Source organism: Pseudomonas sp. YH-1 (assembly GCF_051990045.1).
GTDB lineage: Bacteria > Pseudomonadota > Gammaproteobacteria > Pseudomonadales > Pseudomonadaceae > Pseudomonas > Pseudomonas nicosulfuronedens.
Genome location: NZ_CP178184.1, coordinates 576,936 through 590,063, shown reverse-complemented (window position 1 = coordinate 590,063; position 13,128 = coordinate 576,936). Strand labels below are relative to the sequence as shown.

Genomic DNA, 13,128 nt, shown 5'->3' with positions numbered 1-13,128 from the left:
CGAGGCGGTCTGGCCGGTCAGTCAGGGAGGGTTCTTCCTGGGTTACGAACAGAGTTATCCACAAGGTCTGTGGGTGAAGCGCTGGAACGCCCGTCTCAGGTGCGCTCAGCCAGCAACAGCAGGTTGCGAGGGGTCATCCGGGTGGCGCAGAAGGCGCCCAGGGTGGCGCGATAGCGCTGTTCCTCGAGGAATAACGCGCGGTCGAGCAACAGCCACAGCTCCATGGGGCGGCGGAACAGCCCGCGCACCAGTTCAAGGTTGCGAACCTGGGCCAGGCGCTGCCAGCCCCGTGCCTCCAGTTTCTGCCAGTCCGTCCCAGCAGGCAGGTCGAGCCCCCTGAGGGCGGCGAGGTCGCAGCAGTAGTCGGCGAATGGCTTGTCCAACCAGATTGGCGACACTGAAGGAGTGGTCAGGTAGTCGTGGCTGCGGCGGACTTCCCGTTGCAGCAGGTCGAATGCCAGTCGCCGCGCCATTGATTCGTCGCGCTGGCGGCGCACGCGGGCGCCAGCGGTCACGGTTTCGGCGAGCGGCAAGCGCAGGTCGTCCCGCGAGAGCAGTAGAGCGGAGCCTTGCGCGGCGGTCGAGAGCGGCTGGTAGTGCTCGCTATCGATGCGGTTGTAGCAGCAGGGTGCCACTGCGAGCTGACGGCAGCCCTGGGCGCTGGCGAGCTGCAGCAGGCGCACGTGCAGGTTGCCGCAGGCGTGCAGGGCGACAGCCGTGTGCTCGGCTTGCAGGTGCTGGTGGGCGTCGGGTGCTAGCACGTCCTGCTGGCGATGTCGGGCGTGAAGCTGAAGCCGGTCGCTCAGGCGTTGGCCATCTTCCACCAGGGATTTGTCGAACTCCAGGCTCAGCAGCGGCTTGCCGTCGCGAGCCAGCAGGCGGCCAAGATGGCCTTTGCCGGCGCACCAGTCGAGCCATTGTTGCGGTGCTTCGGCGAAATCCAGGTGGCTGGCGAAGGCTTCGATCTGTTGCCACTTTCGGCCGGGGACATCGACCGTCAGTTGGTTCGGCAGCTTGCCCAGTGGCGTTGCCGGGAGTTCGCCAACGGCGGACAGCTGCGCGGCGGTGGCGGCCAGTGCGGGGAAGGGGGCGGGAGCGTCGAGCTGCTCAGGCGTGTTATGCGCCGCATCGGCGTCCTCGAGGCTGCGACTGCGCAGCCAGGTGGCCAGTTCGGGGTGATCGCGCTCCCAGGGAACCTCCAGTTCCGTGAAGGGCTTCGGCCGCCACAGCGCCTGATGATCTAGCAGGAACCCATCCAGAGCCTGGAAGCGCTGGAGCAGGTCGGAGCCGGTCAGGGGAGTATCGTTCGGGGGCACGGTGCGAAGGGAAGGAAGCCACGGGGTGCGCATTATAGCGGCCCCGTGGGCGAGCGGTGCGCCGGTCAGCGGCCCTGCATGGAGTCCACTTTCAGCCAGCGTTCCAGCAGGCGGAAGATGCGGGTCAGCAGCAGGGTGATGACCAGGTAGAACAGGCCGGCGAGGCAGAAGAACAGCATGGCCTCGTAGGTGCGCGCGATGATGGTGCGGGTCATGCCCATGATGTCGAACAGGGTCACGGTGTACACCACGGCGCTGGCCTTGAGCATGAGGATCACCTCGTTGCTGTAGGCCGGCATGGCGATGCGCGCGGCGCGCGGCAGGATGATGTGGAACAGTGCTTGGCGACGGGACATGCCCAGCGCGCGGGCGGCTTCCACTTCACCCACCGGGATGGCGTGGATGGCACCACGCAGGATCTCGGCGATGTAGGCCGCGGTGTGCAGCGTCATGGTCAGCAGGGCGCACCAGTAGGGATCGCGCAGATACGGCCAGAGCGGCCCCTTGCGAACGCTCTCGAACTGGGCGAAGCCGTAGTAGACGATGAACAGCTGCAGCAGCAGTGGTGTGCCGCGGAAGAAGAAGATGTAGGCGTAGGGTACGGCGCGCACATACCAGTGCCGCGAAGCGCGGGCAATGCCCAGCGGTACGGCGAGGCACAGGCCGGCGACCACGGCAATGGCCAGCAGCTCCAGGGTCAGGGTGGCGCCCTGGAGCATCTTCGGCATCCATTTGAGGATCAGCTCGAGATCGGTCATAGCTCATTCCTCACGAAGCCACGGCCGGCGCGACGCTCGAGGAAATGCAGGGCGGCCATGATGAAGACGGTCAGGCCCAGGTAGATGAAGGCCGCGGTCATGTAGAAGGTGAAAGGTTCCTTGGTCGCATTGGAAGCAACCTGGGCCTTGCGCATGATTTCGTCGAGGGTGATCAGCGAAACCAGCGCGGTGTCCTTCAGCAGAATCAGATAGAGGTTGCCCAGGCCCGGCAGCGCTACGCGCCATACCTGCGGCAGCACGATGCGCCAGAAGATGCGCGGGGCGGAGAGGCCCAGTGCCTGGCCAGCCTCGCGGTGGCCTTTGGGGATCGCCAGCAGTGCGCCACGGAAGACTTCGGTGGCGTAGGCGCCAAAGCACAGGCCCAGGGCACAGGTGCCCGCCGCGAATGGCGACAGAGCGAATTCGGGATAGCCGAACAGGTCACCAATGGCGTTCAGGCCGGCCACGGTGCCGAAATAGATCATCAATACCCAGAGTGTCTCGGGTACGCCGCGCACTACGGTGGTGTAGAAACCCCCGAGCATGCGCAGGAAGCTGTTCTTCGAGGTCTTGGCGACGGCGCCGAGCAAGCCGAGGATCAGTCCCACGCAGACTGCGGCGAGCGAAAGCTTGAGCGTCATCCAGGTGCCGGCGATCAACTGATCGCCAAAGCCGTGCAGGTCGAAAATCATGGGGAGTCACGCCTGAAGGCGCGCGCCGCCCGGCAAGGGGCGGCGCGGCACGTGCATCAGTAGATGCTGAAGGGGAAGTACTTGTCGTTGATCTTCTTGTAGGTACCGTCGTCGACGATTTCCTTCAGAGCGGCGTTCAGCTTGTCACGTAGCGGGTCGCCCTTGCGCACGGCGATGCCGATCTTGTCGTTGTCGAACACCGGCTCGCCTTTGAACTCGAAGTCCTTGCCGGCATCGCTCTTCAGCCAGTCGTACTGCACGAACTTGTCGGCCAGCACGCCATCGAGGCGGCCCGAGGACAGGTCGAGGTAGGCGTTTTCCTGGGTGTCGTACAGCTTGATGGTGACGGTGTCGGACATGTTGTCCTCCAGCCAGGTACCCGCGATGGTCGCGCGCTGGGCACCGATCACCTTGCCTTTCAGGTAGCCCTTGTCGGTCTTGAAGTCGGTCGACTTGGGCGCCACGAACTGCAGCTTGTTGGTGTAGTAGGGGTTGGTGAAGTCGACTGCCTGTTTGCGCTCGTCGGTGATCGACATGGAGGCGACGATGAAGTCGAACTTCTTGGCGTTCAGGGCCGGGATGATGCCGTCCCAGTCGGAGGTGACGACGTCGCACTCGGTCTTCATCTTGGCGCACAGCGCCTTGCCGATCTCGATATCGAAACCGACGACCTGGCCGCTGGCGTCGATGCCGTTGAAGGGCGGGTAGGCGCCTTCGGTACCGATGCGCAGTTTGTCTGCGGCGATGGCCTGGCTCCCCAGTGCGAAGGTGGCCGCGATAGCCAGAACGATCTTCTTATAGTTGTTCATGCAGTGATGCTCCGTTAGCGGTGGCTGGACATGAATTGTTTACAGCGTGCCGATTGCGGGTTGTCAAATACCTGCTGCGGCGGTCCCTGCTCTTCTACCAGGCCCTGGTGGAGGAACACCACCTCGCTGGATACCTGGCGGGCAAAGTTCATTTCATGGGTCACCAGCAGCATGGTGCGACCCTCGTCGGCGAGCGCGCGGATAACGTTAAGCACTTCCTGGACCATTTCCGGGTCCAGTGCCGACGTTGGCTCATCGAAGAGGATGACCTTGGGCTGCATCGCCAGGGTGCGGGCGATGGCGGCGCGTTGCTGCTGACCACCGGAAAGCTGCGCGGGGAAGCTGTGGCGCTTGTCGGAGATGCCGACCTTGGCCAGCAGGGCCTCGGCAATCTCGGTGGCTTCGGCCTTGGTCTTGCCCAGTACACGACGCGGTGCCTCGATGATGTTGTCGAGGATGCTCATGTGCGGCCAGAGGTTGAAGTTCTGGAAGACGAAGCCCAGTTCGCTGCGCAGACGGTTGATCTGCTTGTTGTCCGAGGCGACCAGCGAGCCGTCCTTGGTTTTCTTCAGCTTGAGTTCTTCACCGGCGACCAGAATCTGGCCCTGGTGCGGGTTCTCCAGCAGGTTGATGCAGCGCAGGAACGTGGATTTACCGGAACCGGAGGAGCCGAGAATGGAAATCACATCGCCGTCGCGGGCGGTCAGGGAAATGCCTTTGAGCACTTCCAGGTCACCGTAACGCTTGTGCAGGTTACGGATTTCCAGTGCGGGTATGGCCGTGGCCATAGGGGGCTCCTCTATTGTTATTCGGACGCTTTCGCAGCAGGTCACTGCAGAATCGGGGCCATCCTGGCGAGGGGCAACCTAACACGCACTCTGGAGTGCGCCAAGCGCCCATCTGCCGCGGTCGTCGGCTGTAGTGGCAAGTTGTCGCATTGCCGCTCGGCGTTGTCGCCTGGGCTGAACTAGCCGCGCTGGATCGGGGCGTCGGCTGATGGCGCGGGGGCGGGATAGTGCCAGTTTAGGCCGGCCGTTAAAAGTCCGACGGCCCTGGGGCCGCCGGTTGGGGTTACTGCATCATCTGTCGCAGTTGCGGGCTCGGATCTTCGATGGCTTCGGCGGGGGTGATGTCGTCCTGGGATTCCGGCGGCTGGCTGGCCATCAGGTTCGGGTGCCCGGACAGTCGCGGAATCGGCAGGAGCTTGGCGTCGGCGAGCCCCGTACCACCGGCTTCGGTGGCGTTGATCGTCGATTTGCGCGGCTGGGTCAGCACGTGGAAATCGGTGATCTCGATGACGCCCTTGCCCTCGGCGAGCAGGTGGAAGGAGAACGCCTTGCGCGCTTCCTCGTTGTCGAAGCCGAAGGTCACCTCCAGCGGCTGGTTGCGTTTCACCAGCGGGAATTCGGGCATCTCGATAGGCACTGGCTTCTCGAAGGAGCGCGTCTTGAGCGTCACTTTCGCGCCATTGGCGTCCATCTGGATGGCGCGGATCTTCAGGCGCACTGTGGTGTGGGTGTTGGCCGGAAACTCCAGATACTGTGCGCCGATCAGGTTGTCGGTGTACTCATTGTCGATCTGCGGCTTCAGCCGGATGCGCTCCTTGGTCGCGAACTGGTATTCGCGGGCCGACTGCGCCTTGGTCACCGACTGGTCGAGAATGTCCGCGCGGGCGGTCATCAGGCGAGCGTCGCGACCACTGAAGCGGCCTTCGAACTTGGCGGTGTCGGCAATGAAGCCGTCACTCTTGTAGCGCCGGCAGACCTGCTGGAAGTCGCATTCGGTGAAGTTGCCCTTGCCGTCGTGGTAGCGCTGCATGCCGTTGGTGAAGGACACCATCTCGCGGCCGGTGGTGTAGTCGCGGAACAGCGAGCGGCCGGCGATATCCTGCGGCGCCTTGATCGCGAAGTAGTCGAGCACCGAGGACTCCAGGTCAACGTGGCCGTAGACGCCGGCCTTCACCGGCGGCAGAGCGGCCTGTTCCGGTGCAAGAATCAGGTTCAGGCCCCAGGCCGAGGCAAGGCGCACGTTGTCGATACCGTGGGATTCGTCGGAGGTGACGATCACCAGGGTGTCCTTGAGCACGCCTTTTTCTTCCAGACCCTTGAGGAAGGCGTCGACGGCGTCGTCCAGGTAGGCGATGGCGGCCTGGCGCGGGGTCGGGTATTTGGCCAGGTATTCGGGAGTGGCCGAATACGGCTGGTGTGTGCCGACGGTGAGCAAGGTGAGCATCCACGGCTGCTTCTTCTGGCGCAGCTGGCCGACATAGTCCAGCGCACCTTCGAAGAAGGCCTTGTCATCCATGCCCCAGGCGAACTCCAGGTACGGTTTTTTCTTGAACCAGTCACGGCCCAGGGTCTTGTCGAAGCCCATGGCCGGCATGACCTTGTCCTTGGCCATGAAGCGCAGCCCGGCGCCCTGTAGGAAGTGGGTGCTGAAGCCGGCCTGGTGCATCTGCGCCGGCAGACATTCGGCGGCGCGGGTCGGGTTGCCCAGCAGTTCGACACCCTTGGGCGTGCCGTTGTCCAGCTTGCTGTAGTCGCCACAGAGCATGGCGTAGAGGCCGCGGATAGTCTGGTGGCTGTGCACCACGTAATCCGGGGTGGTCATGGCGCGCTCGGCCCAGGTGCTCAGGCGCGGCATCATCGATTCTTCGTAGCTGCTGCTCAGGGCGGCGCGGTTGGTGGCGACGTAGGCGCCGGGGATACCTTCCATGGCGATGATCAGCACGTTCTTCGCCTGCCCGCGGCCGGCCAGCAGCGGAGTGCCGTTGAGGTCGTGCTGGGTCAGGCCCGTGACATCCGGGCGGGCTTCCGGCTGGTCGCGGTCGCGCCAGTCCTGATAGGCCATCTCGCCGCTGGTGACTGCGCGTGAAACAAGCTGGTGCGGCAGGTTGAACTGCTTCCACATCTCCGCATCGCTGGGCTGGAAGTATTGCACGCCGGCGTGGGCGGCCAGCAGCGCGGCCGGCACGGCATAGGCGTAGCGTGGCAGCGGCGTTTCGCGGCGGCGCCAGAGCAGTGCGCAGAGCAGGATGCCGGCGCCGATCAGGATCGCCAGGTGCAGGTGGTTGAGGCCGCCGCCCTCGGTGGAGTTGGCGACGAAGGTCGGATCGGCGAGGAAATGCAGGTCTTCCGGCGCGGGCATGCGGCCCACGGCGCTGACCAGCTCGGCGGTGCCGATGACCGACAGTGCCCAGATCAGCATGACCGGAATGGCGATGAACAGGCGTCGGTTGTGCAACGCGACGACCAGCAGGGTGCCAAGTGCGAGGTCCGACAGGTAACCCAGCGGCGTGCCCCAGCCAAGGCTGTAACGGCCGATCACCGGGACCAGAAGGAAGAGGGCAGACAGAGAAACCAGGTTACCCCGGGAATTCCACCAGCTTATGAGTTTGCGCACAGTGACTCCGCTACGAAACATCGAATCCCGGAGGGTATCCCACTGAAGTGTGGAAATCGCCCGGATGGTCATGATTCTGAAAGATCGACGTGCTATGTGCCAGTAGACACTGTACTTAGGCAAACATTCGATACGAATCGTGGGAGCGCGCTGGGGCGGGGGAGTGACTTGTGCGGAGGGAAATGAAAAAGCCCCTGAAATCTCGCGATTTCAGGGGCTTTTCGGAAGGCTTGGTGCCCAGGGACGGAATCGAACCGCCGACACGGGGATTTTCAATCCCCTGCTCTACCAACTGAGCTACCTGGGCAACGTGGCGCGCATTAAAAGGGTTTTCGGAAGGGGTGTCAAGCGTGCCGCGAAAAAATTTTTCAAATAATACCGAAACTTACGCGCTGGGCGGGACGTAGCCCTCGGCCTGCGCGTATTCCTCGCCGGAGAGGAACTTGTCCATCTCGGCAGTGAGGAACTTGCGATCCTCGGCATTCATCATGTTCAGGCGGCGCTCGTTGATCAGCATGGTCTGGTGCTTCTGCCATTCGTCCCAGGCTTTCTTCGAGACGTGCTCGTAGATGTCCTGGCCCTTCGCTCCGGGATAGGGCGCGCGATCGAGGCCGGGCAGCTCTTCTTTGTATTTGCGGCACATCACCAGTCGGGTCATGACATTTCTCCTGCGTTCAACACGTCGGCAGCTCGTTTGAGCAGCTTCTTCACCGGGGCGGCAAGGCCGAGCCGCGGCGGGGTGGCGAGGTTATACCAGAGCCAGTCGGCCTCGGCCACGGCGGGGGCTGCGTCCTCGACGCGCACCAGCCAGGGCTCGATGGCCAGCTGGAAATGGCTGAAGGTATGGGTCAGGCCGGGCAGCTCGCGGCGCTCGCCCAGGCGCAGGGCGTGCTGCTGCGCGAGTGGGGCGAGGGCAGCCAGGTCGTCCAGTTCGGGAAAGCTCCACAGTCCCCCCCAGAGACCGGTCGACGGGCGGCGGTAGAGCAGGATGTCGCCGTCGCGGTTGGCCAGGATCGGCATCAGCGTGCGCTTCTGCGGCAGCGCCTTGCGCGGCTTGGAAACCGGGAAGTCGGTCTCGCGGCCGAGGAAGTGCGCACGGCAGCCCTCGCGCAGTGGGCAGAGCAGGCAACTTGGCTTGCTGCGGGTGCAGAGCGTGGCGCCCAAGTCCATCATTGCCTGGGTGTAGTGGTTGACCCGCTCGTGTGGGGTGAAGCGCTCGGCGGCCTCCCACAGCAGCTTCGCCACCTTGGGCTCGCCCGGATAGCCGTCGCAGGCGATGTAACGAGCGAGCACGCGTTTGACGTTGCCGTCGAGGATCGGCGCGCGCAGGCCCATGGAGATGCTGGCGATGGCGCCGGCGGTGGAGCGGCCGATGCCGGGCAATTCGGCGAGTTGCTCGACGTCACGGGGGAATTCTCCGCCGTGCTGCTCCATCACCGTCTTCGCCGTCTTGTGCAGGTTGCGGGCTCGGGTGTAGTAGCCCAGGCCCGTCCACAGGTGCAGCACTTCGTCTTCCGGCGCGTTGGCGAGATCAGCCACCGTCGGCAGCGCGGTCATGAAGCGGTCGTAGTAGCCCATCACGGTGCTGACCTGGGTCTGCTGCAGCATGATTTCAGAAACCCACACCCGGTAGGGCGTGATGTTCTGCTGCCAGGGCAGGTCATGGCGGCCGTGGCTGTCGAACCAGTCGAGCACGGCCGAGTTGAAGCTTTGCGGGGTCACTTCTTGAACAGCCCTTTGAGTGCGTCTTTGAGTTCGGGACTGACCTTGTCGCCGAGCTTCTCTTCGAGTTTCTGGTTCAGCCGGTCCCCGGCCAAACGTGCGGCGATCTTGCCGATGCCGTCCTTGTCCAGGCGACAGGCCTTGGCACCCAGTTCCAGCGGGCCGCGGCAGCGCAGTGGCCAATCGATGCCGACATAGCGCTTGTTCACTTCGCAGGCGGGGTCGGGCATGTCGCTCTTGTCGCCTTCGATGGTGACGCCAACGCGGTAGTCCATGCCCAGCACGCGCAGGTCCAGGTCGCCATCGGCCTTGACGGTCAGGCCGGGGATGCTGGCCTTGAGGTCCGGGTTGCTGGCCACGCCATTCTTGAACACCAGGTTGCCCTGAAGCTCGCGGAACGGCGTGTCCTTGCCGCCATGCTCGGCGGTCAGCGACTTGCGGTTGAGCGTGGCGATGCCTTGGCACAGTTGCTGTTCGAGGTTGGCGTTGAGCAGCACGCCCTGGGTCAGGACGAAGTGCGCAGTGCCGTTGAGGTTGTCGATCCAGGCCTTCTGGCTATTGCCCTGGGTGGTGATGTCGGCATCCAGGTCCAACAGGCCCTTCACCGGCGGCTTCTGGCCCTGGGATTCGAGCAGGCGCTCCACCGGTACGTCGGCGATGTGCTTTTTCGCCTGCAGGGTCGGCACGTCCTGACGCACGTCGAGTGTGGCGCTGGCGTTGAACTTGCCGTCATAGAGCTCGCCGCGCAGGTCGTCGAGGTTGATCAGGCCGCCTTGGCTGCGGAGCTTGAGCACGGCGTTCTCGATGGGCAGCTTGTCCAGGGTCAGCTGGCCGAGGTTCAGGCTGGCGTCCAGGTCCAGTGCGCGCAAGCGGGCAACCGGCAGTAGCGGGGCGTCGCTCCAGGCCTGCTGGGTCGGCTGGCTGGGCAGCGGGGTGTCACCCTGGATGGCGCTTTGCTCGGTGTTGGCGACTTCAGCTTTGCGCGCGCTGTTGGTGGCCTCCTGGGCCTTCTTGACCTTGGCGGGCAGGTAGCGGTCGAGGTTGAGCTTGTCACCGTTGAGCTGGGCGCGAATGGCCTGCTTGCCGAAGTCGGCGATACCGAGGTTGCCGTTGAAGGTGCTGTCGTCCAGTTTCAGCTTGATGTCGTTCAGGGTCAGGCTATTGCGGCTACCGCTCAGGCGGGTAGCCAGCTCCACTCTGGTCAGGGTGGTGGAGTCGGCCATTTCCGGCAGGGGCTGGCCGATGCTTTCGAGAAATTCGCGCAGGTTGAACGGCGCCAGGGACAGGCCGCCGTCGAGCTTGGGCTCCTTATCCAGTTCGCGGGCCTTGATCTCGCCAAGGGCGCGCAGCTGGTTGACGGTGACCTTCAGGCCGTTCCACTCGGCGACCTGGGCGGCCTGATCGAGCACCAGTTGGCCCTGGGCGCTGTAGTTGGCAGTCTTGCCCTGGAACGGGTCGCCAGAGACTTCGCCGGAAAGCTTGGCGTCTTCGAGCTGGTAGCGCTTGAGGGCGCGGTCAAAGCGCAGGCTACCGGTCAGCTCGGTGCGGGCGCGGATCACCGGCTGGTTGGTGCCCAGGTAGGCGCTGAGCTTGATCGGGATATTGCTGCCTTCTCGGATGGCGCCGGTGGTCAGTTCGATGCCTTCGACGCTGTAGTTCTTGCCGCTCTGTGCGTCGGCGTAATCGATGCGGGCGTTCTTCACGCTCAGGCTGTCGATGTCCAGCTTCATCGCCTGGTGGCCTTCGCCGGCAGTGGGCTTGGCCGGCTCGCTCGGTACGGGCGCGGGTTGTGTGGCGGGTGTGGTGCCGGTGGCCGGCTGGGCGGGCTTGCCGATGCTTTCCCAGTTGCCGACGCCATTCTTGTCCTTGTTCAGGGAGAGGGTCAGGCCTTCGACCCGGATGTCGCTCATCTGCACTTCCTTGCGCAGCAGCGGCAGTACGCGCACCGACATGGCCAGCAGCTGCGCGTCGGCGAACGGCTTGTCCGGCGTCTGCAGGCTCGCCACGCTGGTGTCATGCAGCTCCAGGCCCAGCCAGGGGAACAGGCTCCAGCCGATGTCACCCTTGAGGTTCAGCTCGAGGTTGGCCTTGTCCCGGGCAAGCTGGCGGATCTCGTCCTTGTAGTCGTTCGGATCGAAGAAATGGGTCAGCACGAAGCCGGCGGCGACGATGAGCAGCAGCAGGACCAGGGCAACGATGCCGATGATTTTGCCGAACGCTTTCATGTACGGGTCCTTGTTCAGGCGGCGGGTGGAATGGCGAGAAAGTATACCAATGACGCGACGGCGCCCCAGCCCGGAAGGCAAGGTGCGGGTATTGCGGAGTTTGAACGGGGACTTTGCGCTCGGTTCCCGATTCAGTCCGGTTGCAGCGTCAGCCCGAGGTGATGCGCGAAATCAGCGGCTTGTGGTTGATCCGCAGCCGCGATCAGTCGCAGCGCGGCGCCCTGCAGGATGGCCAGGCGTTGTGCCTCTTCCAGCAGTCGCCGGGCCACACCGCGGTTGCGGGTGAGCTGACGCACGCACAGGCGGGACAGCCGCCAGGTGTCGTCATCGCGCTCGATCCAGGCTGCACCCAGCAGGCGGTCGTTGAAGCGTCCGGTGAGCAGCCGGCCCTCGGCAAGCCCGCGGGTGACCAGCTCCTCGGCATCGGCAAAGGGTGCCAGCAGCCATTGTGGCGCGTCGGCGTAGATCTTCAGCAGGTCCTGACGGTCCTGTTCGCTGGGCTGGGTCAGGTGCTGGACGACGACGGGCATGGGCAATCCTCGAAAGGCGAGCCGCGCAGTGTAGGACCATCGGCCAGCGCCGACCACCGCCCATAGCCGCGCAGCGCCCGGCGCGCCTATAATGCCGGCCCTTCTTATAATTACGTGCAGTGTTAGCTGTGGAGCTGGTGATGGCCGAACGCAAGGCATCCGTCGCGCGCGACACCCTGGAAACCCAGATCAAGGTTTCCATCGACCTGGATGGAACGGGCAAGGCCCGCTTCGATACCGGGGTTCCCTTCCTCGAGCACATGATGGACCAGATCGCCCGCCACGGCCTGATCGACCTGGACATCGAGTGCAAGGGCGACCTGCATATCGACGACCACCATACCGTCGAAGACATCGGCATCACCCTCGGCCAGGCCTTCGCCAAGGCCATCGGCGACAAGAAAGGCATCCGCCGCTACGGCCATGCCTATGTGCCGCTGGACGAGGCTTTGTCGCGCGTGGTCATCGACTTCTCCGGCCGTCCCGGCCTGCAGATGCACGTGCCGTTCACCCGTGCCAGCGTCGGCGGCTTCGATGTGGACCTGTTCATGGAGTTCTTCCAGGGCTTCGTCAACCACGCCAACGTCACCCTGCACATCGATAACCTGCGTGGGCATAACACTCACCACCAGATCGAGACCGTGTTCAAGGCCTTCGGCCGCGCGCTGCGCATGGCCATCGAGCTGGACGAGCGCATGGCCGGCCAGATGCCGTCCACCAAAGGGTGCCTGTAATGCAGACGGTAGCCGTCATCGACTACGGCATGGGTAACCTGCACTCGGTGTCCAAGGCGCTGGAGCGCGTGGGCGCCGGGCGTGTGCTGGTGACCAGCGACGCCAACGTGATCCGCGAGGCGGACCGCGTGGTGTTCCCCGGCGTTGGCGCGATCCGCGACTGCATGGCCGAGATCAAGCGCCTGGGCTTCGACAGCCTAGTGCGCGAGGTCAGCCAGGACCGTCCGTTCCTCGGCATCTGCGTCGGCATGCAGGCGCTGCTGGAGCGCAGCGAAGAGAACGACGGCGTCGACTGCATCGGCCTGTTCCCCGGCCAGGTGCGTTTCTTCGGCAAGGACCTGCACGAGGACGGCGAGCATCTGAAGGTGCCCCACATGGGCTGGAACGAAGTGGCGCAGAGCGTGGATCACCCGCTGTGGCACGACATCCCGGACCGTGCGCGCTTCTACTTCGTGCACAGCTACTACATCCAGGCCGGCAATCCGCGCCAGGTGGTCGGTCGCGGCCATTACGGCGTCGACTTTGCCGCCGCGCTGGCCGATGGCTCGCGCTTCGCCGTGCAGTTCCACCCGGAGAAGAGCCATACCCATGGCCTGCAGCTACTGCAGAACTTCGCCGCCTGGGACGGGCGCTGGTAAGCCATGGCCCGGCAGAAGGACAAGCCCGCGATCCTCGACCTCGATGGCGCCCAACGCCAGAGCGCGGCGCGGGCGATCCAGCGTTTCCTCGAAGACCGCTTCGAGCTGGACGTCGGTTCCTTCGAGGCCGAAGAGGCGCTGGACTTCTTCCTGCGCGAGTTCGGCCCGCTGTTCTACAACAAGGCGATCTTCGACGTGCAATCTCACCTGAAAGACCGGTTCGAGAGCATCGAAAGCGACTTGTGGGCGCTCGAGAAGAGCTGACCCGACCCCATTCAACTTTGGATTCGAGCAGGTTCAAC

The 13,128-nt window shown here is 64.2% G+C and carries 13 protein-coding genes and 1 tRNA gene; 3 read left to right on the top strand and 11 right to left on the bottom strand.

The window, feature by feature from the left end; translation table 11 throughout:
* Positions 1-95 precede the first annotated feature (95 nt).
* From ACKI1H_RS02680 to ACKI1H_RS02630, 11 genes are all read right to left on the bottom strand, one after another.
* Positions 96-1,349 (bottom strand): methyltransferase, encoded by a 1,254-nt coding sequence (locus ACKI1H_RS02680; protein ID WP_440467595.1) that lies wholly within the window; start codon positions 1,347-1,349, stop codon positions 96-98.
* 32 nt (positions 1,350-1,381) lie between these two features.
* Positions 1,382-2,074, bottom strand: a complete 693-nt coding sequence (locus ACKI1H_RS02675) for an ABC transporter permease (protein WP_138523710.1) — start codon at positions 2,072-2,074, stop codon at positions 1,382-1,384.
* On the bottom strand, positions 2,071-2,766 hold the full coding sequence (locus ACKI1H_RS02670; protein WP_138523708.1) for an ABC transporter permease: 696 nt from the start codon (positions 2,764-2,766) through the stop codon (positions 2,071-2,073). The genes ACKI1H_RS02675 and ACKI1H_RS02670 overlap by 4 nt, the downstream gene beginning before the upstream one ends.
* A 56-nt stretch (positions 2,767-2,822) precedes the next feature.
* Positions 2,823-3,575 (bottom strand): ABC transporter substrate-binding protein, encoded by a 753-nt coding sequence (locus tag ACKI1H_RS02665; RefSeq protein WP_138523706.1) that lies wholly within the window; start codon positions 3,573-3,575, stop codon positions 2,823-2,825.
* A 14-nt stretch (positions 3,576-3,589) separates the two neighbouring features.
* On the bottom strand, positions 3,590-4,363 hold the full coding sequence (locus ACKI1H_RS02660) for an ABC transporter ATP-binding protein (RefSeq protein ID WP_045215765.1): 774 nt from the start codon (positions 4,361-4,363) through the stop codon (positions 3,590-3,592).
* Positions 4,364-4,646: 283 nt separating this feature from the next.
* On the bottom strand, positions 4,647-6,977 hold the full coding sequence (locus ACKI1H_RS02655; RefSeq protein WP_138523704.1) for an LTA synthase family protein: 2,331 nt from the start codon (positions 6,975-6,977) through the stop codon (positions 4,647-4,649).
* Between the two features lie 231 nt (positions 6,978-7,208).
* Positions 7,209-7,284, bottom strand: a tRNA-Phe gene (locus ACKI1H_RS02650).
* A 78-nt stretch (positions 7,285-7,362) separates the two neighbouring features.
* The gene (locus ACKI1H_RS02645; protein WP_015479334.1) at positions 7,363-7,635 is read right to left on the bottom strand and encodes an oxidative damage protection protein; all 273 of its coding nucleotides are present in this window, start codon (positions 7,633-7,635) and stop codon (positions 7,363-7,365) included.
* Positions 7,632-8,699 carry an A/G-specific adenine glycosylase gene (gene mutY / locus ACKI1H_RS02640; protein WP_138523700.1) on the bottom strand — a complete coding sequence of 356 codons (1,068 nt, stop codon included), beginning with the start codon at positions 8,697-8,699 and terminating at the stop codon, positions 7,632-7,634. Before mutY ends, ACKI1H_RS02645 begins: the two co-directional genes overlap by 4 nt.
* Positions 8,696-10,924, bottom strand: coding sequence for an AsmA family protein (locus tag ACKI1H_RS02635; protein WP_440467594.1), 2,229 nt, complete (start codon positions 10,922-10,924; stop codon positions 8,696-8,698). The genes mutY and ACKI1H_RS02635 overlap by 4 nt, the downstream gene beginning before the upstream one ends.
* 131 nt (positions 10,925-11,055) lie before the next feature.
* Entirely contained in the window at positions 11,056-11,454 is a 399-nt protein-coding gene (locus ACKI1H_RS02630; RefSeq protein ID WP_440467593.1) for an acetyl-CoA sensor PanZ family protein, read from the bottom strand.
* Positions 11,455-11,594: 140 nt separating this feature from the next.
* Between ACKI1H_RS02630 and hisB the strand changes: the two genes are divergently transcribed.
* From hisB to ACKI1H_RS02615, 3 genes are read left to right on the top strand one after another with little or no spacing between them, the layout of a single operon-like run.
* Positions 11,595-12,188 carry an imidazoleglycerol-phosphate dehydratase HisB gene (gene hisB / locus ACKI1H_RS02625; protein WP_015479330.1) on the top strand — a complete coding sequence of 198 codons (594 nt, stop codon included), beginning with the start codon at positions 11,595-11,597 and terminating at the stop codon, positions 12,186-12,188.
* Complete coding sequence (hisH, locus tag ACKI1H_RS02620; protein ID WP_081515338.1) at positions 12,188-12,826, top strand: imidazole glycerol phosphate synthase subunit HisH; 639 nt, start codon at positions 12,188-12,190, stop codon at positions 12,824-12,826. Before hisB ends, hisH begins: the two co-directional genes overlap by 1 nt.
* Before the next feature lie 3 nt (positions 12,827-12,829).
* Positions 12,830-13,090 (top strand): DUF2164 domain-containing protein, encoded by a 261-nt coding sequence (locus ACKI1H_RS02615; RefSeq protein WP_440467592.1) that lies wholly within the window; start codon positions 12,830-12,832, stop codon positions 13,088-13,090.
* Positions 13,091-13,128 lie beyond the last annotated feature (38 nt).

Coding starts and splice junctions, on each gene's coding strand:
- ACKI1H_RS02680 (WP_440467595.1), bottom strand. CDS start 1,349: ATGCGCACCCCGTGGCTTCCTTCCCTTCGCACCGTGCCCCCGAACGAT.
- ACKI1H_RS02675 (WP_138523710.1), bottom strand. CDS start 2,074: ATGACCGATCTCGAGCTGATCCTCAAATGGATGCCGAAGATGCTCCAG.
- ACKI1H_RS02670 (WP_138523708.1), bottom strand. CDS start 2,766: ATGATTTTCGACCTGCACGGCTTTGGCGATCAGTTGATCGCCGGCACC.
- ACKI1H_RS02665 (WP_138523706.1), bottom strand. CDS start 3,575: ATGAACAACTATAAGAAGATCGTTCTGGCTATCGCGGCCACCTTCGCA.
- ACKI1H_RS02660 (WP_045215765.1), bottom strand. CDS start 4,363: ATGGCCACGGCCATACCCGCACTGGAAATCCGTAACCTGCACAAGCGT.
- ACKI1H_RS02645 (WP_015479334.1), bottom strand. CDS start 7,635: ATGACCCGACTGGTGATGTGCCGCAAATACAAAGAAGAGCTGCCCGGC.
- ACKI1H_RS02635 (WP_440467594.1), bottom strand. CDS start 10,924: ATGAAAGCGTTCGGCAAAATCATCGGCATCGTTGCCCTGGTCCTGCTG.
- ACKI1H_RS02630 (WP_440467593.1), bottom strand. CDS start 11,454: ATGCCCGTCGTCGTCCAGCACCTGACCCAGCCCAGCGAACAGGACCGT.
- hisB (WP_015479330.1), top strand. CDS start 11,595: ATGGCCGAACGCAAGGCATCCGTCGCGCGCGACACCCTGGAAACCCAG.
- hisH (WP_081515338.1), top strand. CDS start 12,188: ATGCAGACGGTAGCCGTCATCGACTACGGCATGGGTAACCTGCACTCG.
- ACKI1H_RS02615 (WP_440467592.1), top strand. CDS start 12,830: ATGGCCCGGCAGAAGGACAAGCCCGCGATCCTCGACCTCGATGGCGCC.